This window comes from Neorhizobium phenanthreniclasticum (genome assembly GCF_040066075.1).
Classification (GTDB): Bacteria; Pseudomonadota; Alphaproteobacteria; order Rhizobiales; family Rhizobiaceae; genus Neorhizobium; species Neorhizobium petrolearium.
The window spans coordinates 15965-36042 of sequence record NZ_JBEAAL010000021.1 but is presented as its reverse complement, the minus strand read 5'-3'; the positions used below and the strand labels follow the sequence as shown (position 1 = coordinate 36042).

18 protein-coding genes are annotated in these 20078 nt (G+C 59.1%); 2 read left to right on the top strand and 16 right to left on the bottom strand.

Annotated features, from left to right (window positions below):
* Window positions 1-16: 16 nt before the first annotated feature.
* From ABK249_RS23540 to ABK249_RS23515, 6 genes are all read right to left on the bottom strand, one after another.
* Complete coding sequence (locus ABK249_RS23540) at window positions 17-1090, bottom strand: ABC transporter ATP-binding protein (RefSeq protein WP_227704060.1); 1074 nt, start codon at window positions 1088-1090, stop codon at window positions 17-19.
* Entirely contained in the window at window positions 1087-1914 is an 828-nt protein-coding gene (locus ABK249_RS23535; RefSeq protein WP_227704061.1) for a carbohydrate ABC transporter permease, read from the bottom strand. Before ABK249_RS23535 ends, ABK249_RS23540 begins: the two co-directional genes overlap by 4 nt.
* On the bottom strand, window positions 1911-2813 hold the full coding sequence (locus ABK249_RS23530) for a carbohydrate ABC transporter permease (protein WP_227704062.1): 903 nt from the start codon (window positions 2811-2813) through the stop codon (window positions 1911-1913). The genes ABK249_RS23535 and ABK249_RS23530 overlap by 4 nt, the downstream gene beginning before the upstream one ends.
* A gap of 113 nt (window positions 2814-2926) precedes the next feature.
* Window positions 2927-4159 carry an ABC transporter substrate-binding protein gene (locus ABK249_RS23525; protein ID WP_227704063.1) on the bottom strand — a complete coding sequence of 411 codons (1233 nt, stop codon included), beginning with the start codon at window positions 4157-4159 and terminating at the stop codon, window positions 2927-2929.
* Between the two features lie 66 nt (window positions 4160-4225).
* Window positions 4226-5128: a sugar phosphate isomerase/epimerase family protein gene (locus tag ABK249_RS23520; RefSeq protein ID WP_227704064.1), complete on the bottom strand. Its 903-nt coding sequence runs from the start codon at window positions 5126-5128 to the stop codon at window positions 4226-4228.
* A 12-nt stretch (window positions 5129-5140) separates the two neighbouring features.
* The gene (locus ABK249_RS23515) at window positions 5141-6175 is read right to left on the bottom strand and encodes a Gfo/Idh/MocA family protein (protein ID WP_037153067.1); all 1035 of its coding nucleotides are present in this window, start codon (window positions 6173-6175) and stop codon (window positions 5141-5143) included.
* Window positions 6176-6304: 129 nt separating this feature from the next.
* Here ABK249_RS23515 and ABK249_RS23510 point away from each other — a divergent pair, with 129 nt between their 5' ends.
* A complete protein-coding gene (locus ABK249_RS23510) occupies window positions 6305-7321 on the top strand; it encodes a LacI family DNA-binding transcriptional regulator (RefSeq protein WP_227704065.1) in 1017 nt (338 codons plus the stop codon).
* Between the two features lie 19 nt (window positions 7322-7340).
* On the opposite strand, the gene ABK249_RS23505 is transcribed toward ABK249_RS23510, so the two are convergent.
* From ABK249_RS23505 to ABK249_RS23465, 9 genes are all read right to left on the bottom strand, one after another.
* On the bottom strand, window positions 7341-8588 hold the full coding sequence (locus ABK249_RS23505) for a glucarate dehydratase family protein (protein WP_037153074.1): 1248 nt from the start codon (window positions 8586-8588) through the stop codon (window positions 7341-7343).
* Between the two features lie 56 nt (window positions 8589-8644).
* Complete coding sequence (locus ABK249_RS23500) at window positions 8645-9814, bottom strand: SGNH/GDSL hydrolase family protein (protein WP_037153077.1); 1170 nt, start codon at window positions 9812-9814, stop codon at window positions 8645-8647.
* A gap of 8 nt (window positions 9815-9822) precedes the next feature.
* Window positions 9823-10572: an SDR family NAD(P)-dependent oxidoreductase gene (locus ABK249_RS23495; protein WP_227704066.1), complete on the bottom strand. Its 750-nt coding sequence runs from the start codon at window positions 10570-10572 to the stop codon at window positions 9823-9825.
* Window positions 10573-10602: 30 nt separating this feature from the next.
* Complete coding sequence (locus ABK249_RS23490) at window positions 10603-12933, bottom strand: alginate lyase (protein WP_227704067.1); 2331 nt, start codon at window positions 12931-12933, stop codon at window positions 10603-10605.
* Between the two features lie 75 nt (window positions 12934-13008).
* Window positions 13009-14529: an extracellular solute-binding protein gene (locus ABK249_RS23485; protein ID WP_407722132.1), complete on the bottom strand. Its 1521-nt coding sequence runs from the start codon at window positions 14527-14529 to the stop codon at window positions 13009-13011.
* A 69-nt stretch (window positions 14530-14598) separates the two neighbouring features.
* Entirely contained in the window at window positions 14599-15480 is an 882-nt protein-coding gene (locus ABK249_RS23480; RefSeq protein ID WP_037153085.1) for a carbohydrate ABC transporter permease, read from the bottom strand.
* Between the two features lie 9 nt (window positions 15481-15489).
* Window positions 15490-16419, bottom strand: coding sequence for an ABC transporter permease (locus tag ABK249_RS23475; RefSeq protein WP_227704069.1), 930 nt, complete (start codon window positions 16417-16419; stop codon window positions 15490-15492).
* 9 nt (window positions 16420-16428) lie between these two features.
* Window positions 16429-17532 carry an ABC transporter ATP-binding protein gene (locus ABK249_RS23470; protein ID WP_227704070.1) on the bottom strand — a complete coding sequence of 368 codons (1104 nt, stop codon included), beginning with the start codon at window positions 17530-17532 and terminating at the stop codon, window positions 16429-16431.
* 30 nt (window positions 17533-17562) lie between these two features.
* Window positions 17563-18351, bottom strand: a complete 789-nt coding sequence (locus tag ABK249_RS23465) for a GntR family transcriptional regulator (protein ID WP_227704071.1) — start codon at window positions 18349-18351, stop codon at window positions 17563-17565.
* A gap of 280 nt (window positions 18352-18631) precedes the next feature.
* On the opposite strand from ABK249_RS23465, the gene fdxA reads away from it, so the two are divergent.
* Entirely contained in the window at window positions 18632-18967 is a 336-nt protein-coding gene (gene fdxA, locus ABK249_RS23460) for a ferredoxin (RefSeq protein WP_037153094.1), read from the top strand.
* A gap of 168 nt (window positions 18968-19135) precedes the next feature.
* Here the strand turns inward: fdxA and ABK249_RS23455 are convergent, their stop codons facing one another.
* Window positions 19136-20059 (bottom strand): LysR family transcriptional regulator, encoded by a 924-nt coding sequence (locus ABK249_RS23455; protein ID WP_227704072.1) that lies wholly within the window; start codon window positions 20057-20059, stop codon window positions 19136-19138.
* Window positions 20060-20078: the final 19 nt, after the last annotated feature.

The window sequence follows — 20078 nt, the reverse complement described above, 5'->3', positions numbered from 1 at the left end:
TTGTTGGAATCTGAGGTTAGGGCAAACGCAGCTGCGTCTCTTTATCGAAAAGGTGCAGGTGGGATTGGTCGAGACGGAGTGGAACCGTCTCCCCCGGACGTATCTGAATGCGACTGTTCAGCACGATGACCAGTTCCGGCAGCGTCGCGGTCGTGACATAGGTTGCAGCACCGGTGCTTTCGACGGCCCCAACCGGCAGCCGGAGCGTCGCGTCGGCCTCGCTGGAAAGCTCGATATGCTCCGGGCGAATCCCCATGATCAGCACCCGACCGGCCGCGACGGCCTTGGGCGCGATCACTGTCTGAGGAGTTCCCAAATCAAGCACCAGCGATCGTCCGTCCGCTCCGGCTATGCATGGCACAAAATTCATGGCCGGCGAGCCGATAAACCCCGCCACGAATTGGTTTGCCGGCCGGTCATAGAGTTCGAGCGGCGCGCCCTGCTGTTCGATGACGCCCTGGCGCATGACCACCACATGGTCGGCCATGGTCATCGCCTCGATCTGGTCATGGGTGACGTAAACGGACGTGGCACCCAGCCGGTCATGCAGCGCCCGGATTTCCTTGCGCATATGGACGCGGAGCGCCGCATCGAGGTTGGAAAGTGGCTCGTCGAACAGAAAGGCCTTGGGATTGCGGATGATCGCCCGGCTCATCGCTACGCGCTGTCGCTGACCGCCGGACAATTCGCGCGGGTAACGACCGAGAAGGTTTGAAAGGCCCGTGGTGGCCGCGACTTCCTCCGCCTTGCGCCTGGCTTCGGCCTTGCCGACACCGCGCATTCGCAGGCTGTAGGTGAGGTTCTCCTCGACCGTCATGTGCGGGTAGAGCGCGTAAGACTGGAAGACCATGGCAAGGTCTCGCTTACGAGGCGGAACGCCGTTCATCCGGGCGCCCGCAATGACTAGCTCTCCCTCGGAAATCGATTCCAGCCCGGCGAGCGAACGCAGCAGCGTGGACTTGCCGCAGCCGGAAGGACCGACGAGCGCCACGAAAGAACCCTTGCGGATCTTCAGGTCGATGTTCCTCAGCGCATGATAGGCGCCGTAATACTTGTTCACCCCGGAAAGTTCGATCTGGTTCGCGGTCATTTGAGAGCTCCCGAGGTCAGGCCGGACACGATCCGGCGTTGCAAGAGAACGAAGATGGCGAGGATGGGCGTCACGTACATCGCGGCATAGGCCATGATATTGTTCCATTCGTTGGTGTTCGGTCCCATGAAGGAATTGAGCCCGACGCTTGCCGGCTGGTATTCGATCGCCTGGATCATCGACTTCGAATAGACGAACTCGCCGAAGGCCTGCATGAAGATCAGAATGGCGCTGACAAGAATGCCGTTTCGGGCGAGCGGCAGCACGATGTTGAAAAAGGCGCCGAGGCGGGAATTGCCGTCCACTAGTGCGGCCTCTTCCAGTTCCATCGGCACGCTCATGAAGGTCGCCCTGACCAGTACGACGAAGAAGGGCATGCTTTTTGCCGCGATCGCCAGGATGACGGCGGTGCGCGGATAGTCCAGCAGGCCGAGTTGGGAGAAGCCGACGAAGATCGGCGTGATCATCAGCGAGGCCGGCAGCACCTGAAGCATGAGGATGAGGAACAGGCCGATATCCACCCAGACATTCCGGTAACGCGCAAGCACATAGGCGCAGCCCGTGCCGAGTATGCCGATCAGCGAGACCGCGCCGGAAGCGATGACGAGCGAGTTCCAGAGATAGCGACCGACATTGCGGCTCTCCCAGACGGAGCCGTAGATGCCCCATTGCGGATCGCTGGGCCAGAAGGCAGGCGGAGAGGCGAACATCGCCGATCCCGTCTTGATGGCCGTGACATACATCCAATAGAGCGGGAAAAGATAGACCGCCGCGAGCAGGACTGCGATCGCCAGCATGAGCTTGTCGCGCAAGGCAAGGTTCATCCGCGCACCTCATGCCGTGTCGAGCGGACATAGACGACCGACGCAATCATCACGAAGACGATCATGATGACGGAGACCGTTGCCCCTTGCGCGAAATCATATTGGCGGAAGGACAGGTCCCAGGCCCAGTATTGCACCACATTCGAGGAATTGTTCGGCCCGCCGGCGGTGATCGCGGCGAAAAGGTCGAACTGCTGCAAGGTGAAGATCAGGCCGAGCGAGATGATCGCTCCGATCGTGGAACGCATCATCGGCAGGGTGATCGTATAGAACCGCTGGATGACATTGGCGCCATCCAGCTCGGCTGCTTCGTAAAGGTCCTGAGGAATGGCCGAAAGGCCAACCGAGAGCAGGATCATGTTGAAGGAGATGCCGAGCCAGATATTGGCGATGACCACGGCCCAGAGCGAGAAATCGGGATCGGAGCGCCAGAAGATATTGCCGGAAATGAGCCCCGACTCTCGGAGAATGTAATTCAGCACGCCGAAATCGCCCGAGAGAATCCAGTTCCAGATGGCGCCGACGACCAGACCCGGCATGACCCAGGAGACGAGAAACAACCCGCGCAGCCAGGAAGAACCGGGAAAGCCGGTCCAGAAGAAAAGCGCCAATCCAAAACCGATGGTGAATTGCCCGGCAATCGAAGCGATCACGAAAACAGCCGTATTCCCGAGGATCGGCCAGGTTTCCGGCAGCGAGAACAGCGTGACATAGTTCTTGAATCCTACGAACGGCCGCGCGAAAGTCCCGAGGCTGAACATGTCCACTTCCTGAAAACTCATCACAATATTGTAGATGAGCGGCAGGCCGGCCATCGCGAACAGGAAGGCGAGCGGCACGGAGACGAGGCCGATGTCGAAGCCGCGCCCGTCGCTGATGGAAAGCAGGAATCTTCTCATGACACCTCCGGATAGGCATCCATCTTCCGGTCCGGAGCCGCGCGGCAAAACCGTCGCGACCCCGGCCGGGAGGAAAGGTTAAGAGCCGTCTGTCAGGGGCCCGCTCCCATGGTTCAACCAAGCACAGCCTTGATCTTCTGGTCCGCCTGATCGAGCGCCTCCTGAGCGCTCATCTGGCCGGTCAAAGCCGCTTGGATGGCATCCTGGATCGCTTTCGAGATTTTCGGCCAGGCCGGATGCGGCCCGCGGGGTTGGGCATATTTCAGCTGCTCCTGAAAGACCTTCAATCCAGCGTCCTTGAGCGGCTGCCCGGTGGGCGGAATAGCAAGGTCAGAGCGGGCCGGCAGTTGGCCGAAATCCTTGAACATCCGGTTGTCCTGCGAGACGAAATATTCCAGCACCTTGAAGGCTTCCTTCGGGTGTTTGGTGTTGGCGAAGATCGCCCAGTTGAAATCGCCCATGGCGGATGAGCGCTTGGCACCCGGCTCGGGCAGCGGCAGCAATGCCACGCCCCAGTCGAATTTCGCCTCCTTCACCATGCGATCCAGCTCCCATGGGCCGGAAATCGCCATCGCCGCATTGCCGGAATTGAAGGTTCCGGTGGAATCCCATTGGCTGCGGGTGAGCGTGTCGCGCGAGGCAAGCTTCTCGTCGATAATCGTCTTCCAGATTTCCAGCGCCTTGACTGCGCCCGGCGCATTGATCTTGTCATAACCGCCGCCGCCCATCTGCGCCCAGGGCAGGAACTGGAAGGTCCCCTCCTCGTTGGCCTTCGCCGAGAAGGTGATGCCATAGACGTTCTTGGCCGGATCGGTCAGCTTGCGGGCGGTCTCGACCAATTCGTCCCATGTCTGCGGCGGCTTGTCCGGATCGAGTCCCTTCGCCCGGAACATGTCCTTGTTGTAGTAGAGCGCAATTGTATTCGTCGCCTTCGGGATACCGAAGTAACGGTCCTTCCACATCACCGATTTCAAGGGACCGGGATAGTAGTTCTCCGGTTTGACGACGCTCGACTGCGCAATCATGTCGGTCAGGTCGACGAATGCGCCACGCGACGAAAACAGTGCATGTTCCGGATTATCGACGGCGATGATGTCGGGCGCCTGCCCGGTCGAATAGGCACGCATTGCCTCGCTTACCACATCGTCGAACTGGATCTGGCGATATTCGACCGTGATGCCACTCTTGAGATTGTTGAAATCCTTGATGAGGTTCGGAGCCGGCTGAATGTCGCGGTCAAGCGACCAGACGGTGATCTTCACGTCCTCGGCGTGGGCCGAGGTATAGAATGCCGACATGCTGGCGACCGCGAGCGCGCCGGCCAAAGCCAAATTGCGAATACCCATGCTCTCCTCCTTCAGGTTGTGCTCCCGATGCGACCTCCTCCAGGCCGCACGCGGCGAGCGGCTGCATCAAACCGGATCCGTAACGAAATCGCCGCCCCGGCAGGACTTCAGATAATTCAGCGCGTGCACCTGACCGGTCATTTCGAGCTCGTCGCGATAAACGGGGTCATGCCATCCCTCGATGTCGATCGAACCCGACCAGCCTGCGAGCCGCAGTTCGGAAATGACGTCTGTCCAGTTCGTGTCCCCGAAACCGGGCGTGCGCATGAAAACGAACGGATGCTTGCCGAAAATTCCGTGCTCGCGAATGACGCCCCGGCGGATCGTCGCGTCCTTGCCATGCACGTGAAAGATCTTCGATGCCCATTTGCGGATCTGCGGCAGGGGGTCGATCAGATAGACCATCTGGTGGCACGGCTCCCATTCGAGGCCGATATTGTCGTCCGGCGTCTCGTTGAAGATCAGCTCCCAGGCATCCGGATTGTGGGCGATGTTCCAGTCGCCAGACTGCCAGTTGCCGTCCATGGCGCAATTCTCGAAGGCGATCCTGACGCCTTTGTCCGCAGCGCGCTTCGCAAGCTCGCTCCAGATCTCACGATAGCGCAGCAGGCTCTCGGGGATCGGTCGGCCTCGCAATCGGCCAGTGAAGCCTGCAATACAAGTCGCACCGAAGTGATGGGCATTGTCGATACAGTCCTTCCAGCCCTGGAGCGTCTGGAGGTCGACATCGGTCTCTTCCAGCGGATTGCCGAACATGCCGATCGCCGGAATGGTGATGTCGCGATCACCGATGGCCTCGCGGCAGCGCTTGCCAAGTTCCGCAAGGTTTTGACCGTTCGTCGTCTGCCAGAAGAACGGCTGGAAACTCTCGAAACCCATATCGGCAATCTGGGCGATGCGCTCTGCGGCGTGCCCCTGGGTGCCACGGATCATGGTGCCGATACGGATGGATTTGGCCGGATTGCTCACTGTTCCTGGTCCTCACACTTGAATGGCGACAGGCTGGCCGGTTCGCGCGCTTTCGATGGCGCCGAACACCATGGCCAGACTCTTGATATTGTCGAAACCCGCCGTTTCGGGCGGATGGCCGGACCGGATCGCGTTGAGGAAATCGGCGATCACGCTTGCATGGCCGTGCGTTTCCTCCTCGCGCGGTGGCGGCGGCACATCGATCGCCCGGTGGCCACGCAGAAGCCCTTCTCCCGTGCCGGCGACTGTCGCCTCGAAGGCCTCCTCGCCGTCCCAGGTCAGCATGCCTTTCGAGCCGACCAGCCGCCAGGCACTTTCCCAACTCGTGCGGCGGCCCTCGGCGCACCAGGAGCCGCGATAGGTAAAGGCGACATCGTCGGAAAACTTGAAGATCGCGTTCGCCGAAGCCCCGTGGGCATACCAGGAGCCGGCCGGATTGGTTTCAAGGCAATAAACCGAGAGCGGCCGTTTGCCGCTGACGAAGCGGGCGGCGTCAAAGGTGTGGATCGCCATATCGAGCAGCAGCACGTTCTCCATCTGCTCTCGAAACCCACCGAAATGCGGGGCTATGAAGAAGTCGCAATGAACGCCGGTCAACTCGCCGATGGCACCGCTCTCGACGAAGCGGCGCATGCGGCGGATGCCGGATATGAAACGGCGGTTCTGCACCACCGCATGTATCCGACCGGCTGTCTCGGCCAGCGCAATCAGTTCCCTCGCCTCTTCCAGCGAAGTCGCCATCGGCTTCTCGCTCAAGACGTGGCAACCATGTTTCAGCCCAGCGGCAACGACCGCCTTGCGGGCAACCGGCACGACCACATCGAACAGAAGATCGGCCCTGGTCTCTTCCAGCACCCGATCAAGATCGGTCCCGACAACCGCGTCCGTCAGGTCGAAAGCCTCCGCAAGCGAACGGGCGGCCGATCGATCGAGATCGACCAACCCGACGATCGTGATGGCCTCTGCCAGGCCGGGCGTTGTCTTCAACGCCCGCATCCAGCCATGTGCCATGGCTCCGCATCCGCATAGGACTGCCTTCAATGTCACGATACCCTCCTTGCCGACGGTGCCGATGCTCCTCCATCGGGCTCCGTAAACGTTTACGATCCTATTTACAGGCTATGGTCTTTGTCAATAGGATTTCCGAAAACGATTACGGTCTGATAGGACGGGATCATGAAGGGCATTCGCCGGCTGGCAGAACATCTCGACATTTCGATCGGCACGGTCTCCCGCGCGCTTAACGGCAAGCCGGACGTGAACGAGGAAACGCGCCGGCGCGTGCTGGAGGCGGCCGAACAGCTCGGCTATGTCGCCAACCAGTCAGGCCGCGCACTGCGCAAGGGCGCGACCGGAGTGATTGGTTTCATGATGCAGACCGGGCCGGAAATCACCGGCCAGGGCGATATCTTCTTTATGAGTGTCTTCGACGGTGTGCAGACGGTGCTGGCCCGCCACAAGCTCGATCTCGTCGCTCTCTTGTGTTCATCCGAAGAGGATCCGGACGATTATTTGAAACGGATGGTCGCCCGGGGTTTTGCCGACGGTATCATCCTCTCGGCGACACGGCGCCACGACGCGCGTTTCGAGTTCCTGGCGCGTCACAAGATTCCCTTCATCACGCTGGGGCGCAGCCTCACCGACGTGGATCAACCATGGATTGACCTGGATTTCGAAGGCATGGCGGAAATGTCGGTCGAGCGTCTCGTGAAGGCCGGCCACCGCAAGATCGGCTTCGTCTGGCCGCACGGTGATCTCAATCTCGGATACGTGTTCGTGGAACGCTGCCGGGAAGCGCTGGCACGGCACGGCCTTACGCTTTCCGAAGAACATATCTTTCGCACCAATCCGAACGAGGCCGGCGGTTATGCGGTCGCACGCAGTATCAAAGCAAGCAGCGATCCGCCGACGGCCATTATCCTGGTCAACGAGACCCTTGTCGCAGGGCTCTATCGCGGCCTCGACGAGGTCGGTCTGAAACCGGGGCGCGACATCGCCGTTATCGGCCGGCAAAGCCCCCAGGCGCGGTTTCTGTCTCCACGCCTGACGGGCTTCGACCTATCGCTCAGGGAGCTCGGCATCGCGCTCGCCGAAAGCCTCCTGTCCACTATGCCCGCCTATGCCGGACTCTATCCTCAGGCCGTGCGCAGAAAGCTCTGGCCGATGGCTCTGGTCGAAGGCGAAAGCGGCTAACGGGGCGCGCGGCGGCTCTCTACCAGCGCGGAACGCGACGCTCATAACCGGGGTCGAACTGCTTCATATAAAGCGTATCGTCACGCTCCCTGACGCCTGCCACTTCGTAAAGGGCAGCCAATTCCGCCAGCCGGATGCGATCCAGGGTCACGCCCAGCCCTGGCCCGCGAGGCACAGCCAGTGCACCGTCACGAAACACGAAGGGCGCCCCTTCAACTACATCCGCGCCGACCCAGGGATAATGCGTATCGCAGTCATAGCCGAGATTGGGTGTGGCCGACGCGACGTGAACCATAGCGGCCAACGTTATGCCAAGATGCGAGTTGGAATGCATGGAGATGCCCATATCCAGCACTTCGCAGACCTTGCCAAGATGGGTGGATGCACGCATCCCGCCCCAATAATGATGGTCGGAAAGGACGACCTTGACTGCCCGCTTTGTAAAGGCTTCGGCAATCTGATCGAATTCCAGGACAACCATGTTGGTGGCGAGCGGAATTGACGTCGCGGCGGCGACCTGTGCCATGGCATCCATGCCGGCAACGGGGTCTTCGAGATATTCCAGAACGCCTTCCAGCCTGCGCGCGACATAGATAGCGGTCTCGACGGTCCAGCCGCCATTCGGGTCAATCCTCAGCGGATGGTGAGGAAATGCCTCTCTCAGCTTGAACATGGTTTCGATTTCGAGATCCGGGTGAAGAACACCGCCCTTGACTTTAAGGGACTTGAAGCCATGGTCGGCGACCATTTTCTTCGCTTCGCGGACCATCTGATCGGGTGTGAGCACCTCTCCCCACTCGTCTTTGTCCTGGCCGATATGAGCGCCGAACTTGAAGAACAGATACGCGCTGAATGGCACGGTTTCGCGCACCGCACCGCCGAGCAAGTCGCCCACAGATCTGCCAAGCATCTTGCCTTGTATGTCCATGCAGGGAACTTCAAAGGCCGATGTCACCACATCCGTCAGCTTGTGGTCGGCGACCGCCGTCCTGGCATTGATACCGCCCCCCTCCGGCAGGGCAGCGGCCACACGGGATTTCAACTCGTGAAGGTGAAACGGATCAAGTCCTCTCAACGCGGGTGCGGCGCGCCGCAATCCTTCCAGCGCCTTGATGCTCCCGTAACTTTCGCCGAGGCCGGTTGTGCCATCATCGCAGATCACTTCGATGATTGTCCGCAGGGCATAAGGCTGGTGAACACCCTTGCAGTTCAGCAGCGGCTTGTCCGGGATGGCCACGGGCGTGAGATGGATTTCGGCAATGCGCATTCAATAGCTCCTTCTCACCATCAGGACCGGACCTTCGGTCTTTGCAGGTATCGGCGTCATGCTCGTACCGGACTGGGAACGGGACGGACCTCGATTTTCGCCACATCGAGCCGCAGCGGTTCGGCTTGCGTGTTCAAGATCACGTCGAGATGAAGTTCGGGAACCTTGTTCCCCGGCTTCAACTTCAATGGAGGCGTCCTGAGCGTCCCTCGCCAGGATTGTGACGGGAACGGAAAAGGCGACCCGTCTTCGGACCGGAAGGGCGCAAGCGCAATGCTTTCAAGCCCCTCCTCGGCAGCATCGCGCAGCCTGAGGGAGACACCCACGATGCCCCCGTGTGAGGGTACTTCCATGTCACATATGGCCTCGATCCAAACGCCCGCACCGGGATGGGACAGTTCACCACCCAACCGATGGCTCGTCTCTCCCGCCTCAGACGAAGTCGAGGCAGAGAGTTCGGAAGCAAGATTACCCAGCGGATTGTCTGCCGCGTCGTAACAGTCGTCCTGCGACAACACGCGATCAGGTGCATTGGGAAGGATATGATCAAGATAACCGGCCAGAAGGCTTCCGACCGCAAAACCTCCACGGACGGAAAAATGCGTTCCATCATTGGAGTAACCATCTCGCGGCTCGCCGAATCTGCTCTCCGGGTCCACCCAGGCGTCGTTCCAGTCGAAGACGTGACAATTGGCGTGCCTGGCCGCAAAATCGCGGCTGTGCTGATTGATCCAATGGGCCTTGGCACGCTCCGGGCCGCCTGCCGGCCATTTCTGCGTGCCCCTCGCCAGGATTGGCAGCAGGATCACCGTCTTGCCCGCGTTCAGCAAGGCCTTGACGATCCGGTCCCGGGTGTCGGCGATCGTCTGCCTTGTCTCCACCATCATATCGTTGGTACCCGCGTCGACGATGATGAGATCGAAATCGGACGCCAGCAACCGTGGCAGGCGCCGCTCGATCTCGATCGCTTTCTGTCCGGAAACACCGAAATTGAGGCCGGCAAAGAACCGGCTGCCACCAGCACGATTGGAAGGTTCCCAACCCGGGACGATTGCAGGATCGTGATGGACAGGGCAAGCCAGCCGGCCATGTGACAGCACCTCCGCCCAGCTCATCCAGCCGCGCGCCGAAGTGCCGATGAAGGAGTGATCGCCAATGTGATTCTGCTGCACAAGTGACGTACCGACTATGGCGATACGCCCTGCCCGCGGAAGAAAAACGGACATATTATGCCTCAGGAATAGAGCACGCCACCATTGATGTCGTAGCAGGCGCCGGTAATGTACGCTGCATCGTCCGAGGCAAGGAAGGCGACAAGGGCGGCAACATCCTCGCTGGTCCCTTCCCGTTTCATCAGGGCGGCAGCGGCGACGCGCTCGCGCACGTCCGGTTTTGTAAAGGTGTCGTGAAAGGTGGTGGCGATCATGCCGGGGCAGACGGCATTGACCCGAACGACCGGTCCAACCTCCTTGGCGAGCGCTCGGGTGAAGGTCATTACGGCTCCCTTGGATGTGGCGTAGGCGATAGCGCCCGGTCCACCACCATCTCTTCCCGCCTGCGAGGAGAAGGTGACGATCGCGCCGCCCTTTGCCAACCTGGGAAGCACAGCCTTGGTGGTCAGGAAAAGCGAAGTCAGATTGACATCCATGACCTGACCCCAAAACGCCTCATCCATGTCTGCCATGGTTTTTCGCGCCACCATGCCCCCCGCGACATGCACGAGCGCATGGATATCTCCAAACCTGTCCGCAGTTGTCGTGATGGCGCTTTCGACCTCTTCTTTCCGCGTCAGATCCGCACGGACTGCGATCGCAGCCTGGCCGAATTGCTCGATTTCGGAAACAGCGCTTCTGGCACCTTCCTCGGCACCATTATACGTTAGCACGACATTCGCACCTTCCTGCGCGAGCCGCAAAGCACAGGCGCGGCCGATATCGCGCCCCGCACCGGCAACAATGACCGTCTTGTTGGCGAAACGTTTCATCATGAACCTCTTTGGCTGGAATTCCTGGAACTAGAATTTTTTGGGAAGGGTCAGCTTGAAGCGCTGATCATCGACGTCGGTGAAATAGATGTCAGTGGAGAAGCCTTGATCGTCGATGAAGCTGAAGATCCGCTTCGGTTCCTTCAAACTGTAGGGGACCAAAAGCGTCACAAGGCTATGGCTCGTCGATGCCGGGGCTGTGGCGCGGACATGATGATGCCGCTCCAGTCCTTCCAGTTCCGCGGGATCGATGTCGGGGAAACCCTCGACTGCGACGATCTGAGGCGCGCCGGCGGATGAAAAGACGAACTGGCCGTAGAAACCGGCCTTCTGGCCCTTATACCGAAAACTCGAACGCCCCACCTGCGGCGCGCCCATGATGTGGCACAGCCATTGAAGCTCCTGCGCCTCCAGGCATTCGACCTGATCGACAATGACGAAATAGGAATCGTTGACGAAGTGAACTTCCCGCTCAACCTTCTGAACCAGTGGATTGACGAGCTGATAAGCCGCCGTCGCATCGCCGAGGATGCGAAGATATCCAGGTTTTTCTTCAGTCTCGACGATCCGGCCTGCGGCCCGACGGGCAAGCGCCTTGTCCTTGTCCGCATATTGGCCCTTGCCGCCGATCAGTACCGCATTCTTCGACCGCGTCTGCCGGCGCCAGTCACGATGCATGCTGGAGCCAAACGCGACATAGTACCCTGACTGGATCGCAAGATCCTCGCCATAGGCGTAGAGCAGAAATGCGTTCTGATCACCGTGGCTGTGGCTAAGCGATCCATAGGGGCTGGACTTGAAGACGAATTGCAGGTGCCGGTCGGGATCTTCCATATGCCTCTGCACCGCCACCCATCCGATGTCGCTGAAGCAGGCGACCGCCGGCAGATCTTCAGGCGAAATTGCCTGAACCTCCGGAAAGTCATGGCGGTAGACCAGATCGTCGAAGTTCAGGTCCCACCACCCATAGTTATAAAAGGCCATCTCGGTGCCGGCCGCATCAGCCTTGATGCGCTCGAAATACCATTGATAGTGGCCATTGCCGGTTACACCGGCGAACTGGCGGACGTTGTAGCCCACCTTCAATCCCGGCAGGTCACCGAGAGTGGAATCATCGCCGAAACCGGCGCGTCGGGTGCCGGGGGCTTTGGTGTAAAGCGGAAAGCTGCCGGTGTTCTGGAAGAAGGGACGCTGATAGAGATCAAACCCCAGATGGGATCGGATGAGATTGGCGGCCTCGATGAGATAGGCCATGCCCGTCATCCAGTAGTGCGGGCCTTCCGCCCATCCGCCTTCCGTACCCGCCCAAGGCGAATAGAGCGTCGCCAGGAACTCGACGGTGTAGTCCAGCCACTCCGTCGCCTCGTCGCTCTCGCCCTGAAGCGCAATGCAGGCCGGCGTGAGGACCGCTGACAGTGACCGCACCGCGTGGCTGTCATAGGGAAAGACATGGATGCGTGCATGGGCGATGACATGATCGGCAACCTCCCGCGTCCGACGCAGGAGAACTGCCCGGACTGTGGAGCGCTCCTCTTCGCTCAAGTGGTCGTAAAGCCAATCATAGCCCCAGGCGAGAGCCACCACGATGCGGAAGGCGGCTTCATCATTGTAGGCGCGCGAGGTCGGACCTTGCGGATCCCAGGCGGCAACAGCAAGCAGCCAGGCACGTGAAGCGTCGAGCAGGTCGCTTCTTCCAAGAACCCGCCCCGCTATCGCGAGATGCCGGATAGCATAGATGACCTCCTGGCAATCGATGTACATCTGCCGCCAAAGGGAGGCGACGCGCACATTGTCGGGATAGGGTTGAGGTTCGGCGATGATGGGACGTTCGATCCACGGTTCGACCGACTTGGAGAGGAAATCCGACCAACCGCAATGATTTGGATCATCGGCAACCGCAGACGCAAAGGACTTGAGCTTGTCTGGATTGAGCCAGAGCCGGGGATGACCGGTGCCGGCTGCGCCATGCCGGGTCTTCCGATCGGGAAGCGGCGCCCGCGGTAGAGCGTCATTGATTTCGAAGCTGCGTACAATGCTCCAGTTCGAACTGCATGCCCGGGACACCGGGTCCCAGAGCGCATAGGACCAGTAATAACGGCCCGCCGGAAGAACCTCGTTCGGCGTGAAGAAATTCCACGCCAGGTTCTCGTAAGTCTGCGTCTTGCTGTCGGTAAAGACAGGATCTGTCGAGATCCGAAGCACATATCTGGCGCCATCATCGATGTCGGGTAACCAGGAAAAACGCGGCGGGTTCTCCCGCGCTGGTCTTTGCTCGCTTGGCACATAATCTATGGTCAACGAACCAGGGCGGGGTTCATCGAGATGAGTTTGCTTGACAATCGCCGGCGCAGAGTGACGCATTCGGCTCGAACTCCTGTGGGAAAATCTGGTGGTGGATGGCGACGATGCACGCCGCCATCCAGAACGACGCAGGATTTAGCGGGCGGCACCATATTGGCGGTCATAGGCCGATTGCATCATGGCTATGACCTTGTCGTAGCCAAGCTCGGCAAGTCGCTTCTTGTAGACATCCCAGGTGGCATTGATGTCCTGAGCGCCAAGCACCCAGGTCTGCTGCATTTCGGTCATGTAGGTGAGCAGGCTCGGCCAATAACGGTCATAGACTGCCTTCTCTTCGGTATTCAGAGAGACGCCGAGAAATTCCTGTTTCAGGCAGTTGCACTGCTCATACATGGAGATGCCTTGGAGTGCGATCTTGTTGGTCCATTGCCGCTCGTAGTCGTAGGTCTGCCAGTACCCCCGCGGGATCTGGGCGCCCACCGCCCAGAGCTGCGCGTTGACGGGATCCTTGTTGCCCAGGATCTCCTTCTTGAACTGCGGTTTTCCGTCGACCATTTCGTAAGTCAGGCCTTCGACACCGTAGTTGGAAAGAATCCGGCCCTGCTCCGAGAACCAGAAGTCGAAATATTTGATGGTTTCCACGGGATGCTCATTGGTCGCGGAGATGGCCCAGCCGGCGGGTTGCACCTGCAACCGACGGGCATCTTCGAACCTCTGGCCGCTCACTGTCTTTGGCGGGAGCATCGGCCGAAGCGCAAATCCCTCGATCTTGCCGGACAACGCATCATTGTAGGTCGATGTGCTGGCGAACCAGTCATGCGTCATGCCACCCAGATTGTTGCCAAGGAGATATTCTCTGGAGCGCGCACCACGCGTGAAGATCTCCTTGTCGATAAGGCCTTCCTTGTACCACTGCGCGACATGGGCAATGCCTGTCTTGTAGTTTTCCTCGGCCCACGGATGACGGAGCTGACCGTCATAGACCGCGAAATCGCCGTAGCGTTCCGATCCTGACACGCGCGCGTCCCACAGGTTGATCAAGCGGACTGCATCCACCTCTTCCCGGGCGAAATACGGCACCTCATCCTTGACGCCATTTCCGTTCGGATCCTTGTCCCTGAAGGCTTTCAGGACCTCGTGGACTTCTTCCGGCGTTTCGGGTTGCTTCAGCCCGAGCTTGTCGAGCCAATCCTGGCGGATGAACCAGCCTCTGGAGAATTTCCCGTCCGGAACATAAGGGATGAAATAGATATTGCCGTCCGGACCGGAGATCGCACGACGGATCTCCGGGTGACCGTCGAAGAAGGCCTTCAAGTGGGGCGCATGCTCCTCGATCAGATCGTCCAACGGAATGAATGCGCCCTCCAGGCCGTATCGGATAAAATCTTCCTTCAGACCGCCGCTGGCATCTCCGCCAACGATATCGGGAAGGTTGCCGGAAGCGATGAGGAGGTTGAAGGCGTCGCGGCTGCTGGTGGTCGCCAGCGATGCAACGTTACGGACGTGGACGTTGGTGAGTTCGGCCGCCTTCTGCTCGACCGGCCACTTTTCCGAATAGACGTATTTGTCACGGAAATGGAAATGGATCGTCAGCTCCAATGGGTCGTCGGTGATCTTGGTTGTCTCCTGAGACCAGCCCGGCGATGCCGTCATCATGGCCGCGGCCAGCGCCAAGACAGATATTCCTTTATGAAATGCACTCATCGGTAGTTCCTCCCTTTGTCGTCACTCTTTGACCCCGCCCAGCAAAATTCCCTTCGTGAAATATCTCTGCGCGTAGGGATAGATGATGAGAACGGGAATGATGGAGGCGACCATGATGGCTGAGGTCACCGTCTCGAACGAATACTGCGCCGTCAGCAGGCTGGAGGCGAACTCGTCGTTCGAGTTGAGATCGACGATCACGCGCTTCAGATAAACCTGCAGCGGAATCTTCTCCTCACCGCGCAGAAGCACCATGGCCCAGAAGTAGCCGTTCCAGCGTGAGACGATGCAGAAGAGCGCCACGGTTACGATCGCAGGCTTGGAAAGCGGGATAAAGACCTTCCACAGCAGCTGAAATTCGCTGGCGCCGTCCATCTTGGCCGCTTCCTCGAACGACTTCGGCACGGCCTCGAAGAAGTTGCGCAGCAGGATCACGTTGAAGGCATTGGCCGCAAAGCCGATGATGATGCCGAACCGGCTGTCGAGAAGACCCAGATCCCGCATATTGAGGAAGAATGGGATCATCCCGGCGTTGAACCAGAGCGTAAAGGCGATCGCAAGATTGAAAAAGGTGCGGCCGCGCAGTCGCTTGCGTGATAACGCGTAGGCGCCGGGTATCATGATCGCCAGGCTCATCAGCGTGCCGCCGAAGGTGTAGATGAATGTATTGCCGTAAGCGATCCAGAACATGCGGTCGGATAGGACGCGGTCGTATGCCGCAAGAGTCATGTCCACCGGCCAGAGCGTGACGCGGCCCGCGGTGACGGCGGCGCCGGACGAGAGTGACGCCGAGATGATGTAGATGAAAGGATAAAGCGTCGACAGGACAAACAGACCGAGAAGAATGGCGTTGGCCCAGCCGAATATCCTGTCGCCACGGGAATAGAGATTGAAACTGCTCATCTCAGGCCCTCACCAAAGTGACGTTGAAGAGACTTTTCGGCTGATGCGGTTTGCCGAATAGACGAGGACGAAGGCAATCACTGCATTGAACAGCCCGGCTGCTGTCGCCAGATCGTATTGAGTCCCCTGCAGACCGGTCCGGTAAATGAAGGTTGAGACGACGTCGGAAGTCTCATAGGTCGGCGGTCGGTAAAGCAGAATGATATATTCGAAGCCGACCTCGACCAGATTGCCGATGCGGATGATCAGCATGATGATGATCGTGGGAAGAATGCAAGGAAGGGTGATGCGCCACATCATCTGCCAACGCGAAGCGCCATCTACTCGCGCTGATTCATAAAGGGTCGGGCTGACACCGGCGATCGCGGCGAGATAGACGATCGATTCAAAGCCTGCTTCCTTCCATACGGATGAACTGACGAACACGGGCCGGAACCATTCAGGCTTCATCAGGAAGTAGATGGGTTCGAAACCGAGGCGGGTCAGAAGCAGATTGACGACCCCTGTGGACGGCGACAGGAAGTTGATGACAATGCCGGCGACGATCACGACTGAGATGAAGTGCGGCAGATAGACGATCGTCTGCGCCCAGCGCCTGGCGACGGCGTTTTGCACCTCATTGAACATCAGGGCGAGAATGATCGGTACAGGGAAGGCGAATATAAGCCCGAGCCCGCTGATGGTGATTGTGTTCCAGAATGCCCTGATGAACATGTCGTTCTGGAACAGAACCTCGAAATGGGCAAATCCGACCCAGGGACTACGCTCGATGCCGCGGAAGATCGAAAAATCCTTGAAGGCGATCAGAAGGCCGTACATGGGTTTGTAGAGAAACAGCGCGAACCAGATGATCATCGGGGCCAGCAGCAGATAGAGCTGCCAATCCCGCTGCAGATCCTCTGCGTGGGTGCGTAGGGCGTCACGAAATTTCTGCTTCATGATCTGCCCTCACACTTCGGTTTTTAGCGTGCGACCGGTCGCAGCGTCGAAGATGTGAATGCGGGTACTATCGACACCCAGCCGGGAAACGGAGTTCAGCTGGTGATTGGAATAGAGGGTTTCCTCCTTTGCGATGAACGACTGGCCGCCTGCCTTCCCATGGAGGAGGGCTTCGGCCCCAAGCGGCTCGACCAATTCGATCGCACATTCGAGCACGTCGGGAGCGCTGTCTGTTCTGACCGACATGATTTCGGGGCGGATCCCAAGCTTGATCGGCTGTCCATCCGTTGCGGCAGACGCGAAGGCATCGGGAACGGCAAGACTTTGCCCGGACTGGCCGGCAAGCACGGCCCTCACCGCGCCACCCCGCTTGGCGATGTAGGCATCGAGCAGGTTCATCGGCGGAGATCCGATAAAGCCCGCGACGAAGGTGTTCGCCGGCTCGAGAAAGACCTCCATCGGCGACCCCACCTGCTCGATGTTGCCGAAATTCATGATGACGATGCGATCGGCGAGCGTCATCGCTTCCACCTGGTCGTGCGTCACGTAGATGCTGGTTGCCTTCATCCGCCGATGGAGTTGCTTGATCTCGGCACGCATGTAGGTGCGCAGCTTGGCATCGAGGTTGGAAAGCGGCTCATCGAACAGAAAGACCTTCGGCTTGCGGACAATCGCTCGCCCCATGGCGACGCGCTGACGCTGGCCTCCTGACAAATCGGCTGGTTTGCGAGAAAGGTAGTCGGTCAGGCCCAGGATCTGCGCCGCTTCCGAAACCGCCTGGCTGATCACCTCACGGCGCTCTCCTCTCACACGCAGCCCGAAAGCAATATTCTCCGCAACGCTGAGGTGGGGGTAAAGCGCATAGTTCTGGAACACCATCGCAACGTCGCGATCCTTCGGCGCGATCTTGTTGACCTCCCGGCCACCGATCGAGATCGTGCCTTCGGAGATGTCTTCCAGCCCCGCCACCATGCGCAGCGTCGTGGACTTGCCGCACCCGGAAGGCCCGACGAGCACGACGAACTCTTCAGGCTGGATCGCCAGGCTGATACCGTGGACGACCTCGAAGGCGCCGTACCGTTTGATGACGTCACTGATCTGGACTGCAGACATAAAAGGCCCCTCCTCAAAAGCCTTGGATGGTCAAGCGATCGTTTTGGAGCCTCTTGCGACCCGCTTCTTGGTGACGCGCGTATTGACCTGTTCGATGTAAGCCCAGATCTTCGGGTTCTTGGACAGTTCGGCGATCTTGGATTCGAGCGATCCGAGATGACAGACAACAGCCTCCCGCGCCTGCTCGATGTCGCCAGACTCGATGCCAGCGACAATCTTCTCGTGCTCCTCGATCACTTTTTCAGTGCGACGAACCGCGAATACGCGCTTGAGATGGCGCATCCGGTCCATCTCGCCCTTGGCCTGATTGACCACGCTCCATGCGCCGGGAAGGCGGGCCGCTGCGAAGATCGTTCGGTGGAATTCCTCGTCCAGCAAAAAGAAATCGGTGAATTGCTCGTCCTTTGCGGCAGCGCGCTGCTGAACCAGGCAGGTTTTCAAACGCGCGATGTCTTCAAAAGAATGCCGCTTGGTTGCCTCGATGACGGCGCCTTCCTCCAGCTTGAAGCGGATGAAGCAGGCCTCCATGTAGCGCTGCACGTCGATCGGGGCGATGTATGTGCCTCCCTGCGGCACGACGATGACGAACCCTTCCTCCGCAAGCCGAATAATGGCTTCCCGCACAGGTGTCTTGCTGACATTCAGGAATGTCGCGACCTCTTTTTCAGAAAGCGCGCGCCCCGGCAGAAGCTTCACCTCAACGATAAGCTTGCGCAGCAGAGCATGAATCCGGTTGGTCATGTTGCCGCCTGGCGGCAACTCAAGGGGTGTAACGAGATCGGAGAGAGGTAGCGACGGGAACTCGACCGTATCCGACATATCAAATCCATATCTGAGATATTAGTTTATAACTTGATATCTTGGAGGCTCTCGGCTGTCAATAGACGCCCATGGATGAGAAATTGCCTGGGACAAGACTGGCACCTTCCAATGCATGCGCATCGTCGCGGCTTCCCATACGAGATGAGATGACCGGTCGGGGCCGGTTCACAGCCTCGCCTGTTGCCAAAATTCGAACGGAGCAAACGAAAGATAGCACTTTTCGGCAACACAAACGTTTGAGATATTTCGGAAAATTCCCGGCAGGATCGAGACTGCGATGGCCTACATCATTACCGAACCCTGCATCGACGTGAAGGACGGCGCCTGTACCGCAGCCTGTCCCGTCGACTGCATCTATGAGGGGGGGCGGATGTTTTACATCCACCCCGACGAATGCATCAACTGCGGTCTCTGTCTGTCGATCTGTCCGGTGGATGCCATCGCTTACGACGAAGAAGCGACGGAGGCGCAGAAGAGGTTCATTCCGGTCAATCGCGATTATTTCGGACCCGGGATCGCGGCACTCGGCTCTCCCGGTGGCTGGGACAAGAGCCGTACGACGGCCAAGGATCACCCACTGGTTATGAGTGCGTCGAAGACGGCAATCCGGTAGGCTACTTTGCAATCAGGCTGCATAAGAGCAGCGCTTCGCGATCCCGAGAGCGTCAGGTCCGGGTTGGAGCCGAATGTATCGGCCAGCTTTCGCAATAGGCACGCGTCGTCGCAACAAGCTTGCGGCAGCGGTCTCTCTCGACGATGACGCGGTAGGTCCCTTCCGCCGTCACTGTCTGATAACCTCCGTGATCTGTTCCGCAAATTTTTCGAGATCGGTGCTCATGGCCTCTATTACCGCCTCCGTGGCGTGGGTGAGCTGCCTCTGTCGAGGTGCCACAATGCCGACCTCCATATTCTGCAGCCGGGAGCCGGCGATCGGGAGCGCCACCACTTCACCTGCATTCAGTTCCTTCAACAGGCCAAGGGGCGTGAAGAAGGCGACGCCTGCACCCGACAGGATCAGCGGCTTCAGCATCATCTGGTTGTTCGTCGCAACGAAGGTACGCCCGACGCGGTCCAGCGCGGCAAGTTCCACGGCAATCATAGAACTCATCACCTCGTTATCGAGCTGCAGCAGCAACTTGAATTGCGCACATTCCTGCAATGTCACGCTCTTTTGCCGGGCGAGTGGATGGTGACGCGCAACGATTGCCATCAGCGGCATGCGTACACCGTATACGAGCTTGATGTCGTGCGGTCGCGCCAGATCAAAGGTAACGCCGATATCGCAATCGCCATCGGCAACGAAATGAAAGATGTTGTTGAAATTGTCCGCCCGGATGCGGAAGTCGACGGCCGGGTTCTTCTGATGGAAACCCACCACGAATTCCGGCAGGAACTGCACCGTGAGGCTATCGAGACAGGCGATATGCACCCGGCCCGTGCGCTTCCCCTGCAAATCGCCGAGATCGGATTTCATGATCTCGTAGTGCTGCATGGTTTCCTTGGCATGCTTCAGGACCACCTTACCCGCGGCGGTCAGGCGCAGACCATCTGAAAAGCGCTCGAACAATGGAGTGCCGAGTTCGTCTTCAAGCTTGCGGATCTGCCGGCTCACCGCCGAGGTCGCCACGTGCAACTCCTCGGACGCCTTCCGGATGGAGCCGGAGCGTGCGACTTCGATGAAATATTTCAGGATGCTGGCGTGCATGAATGTCCCCCAATATCCC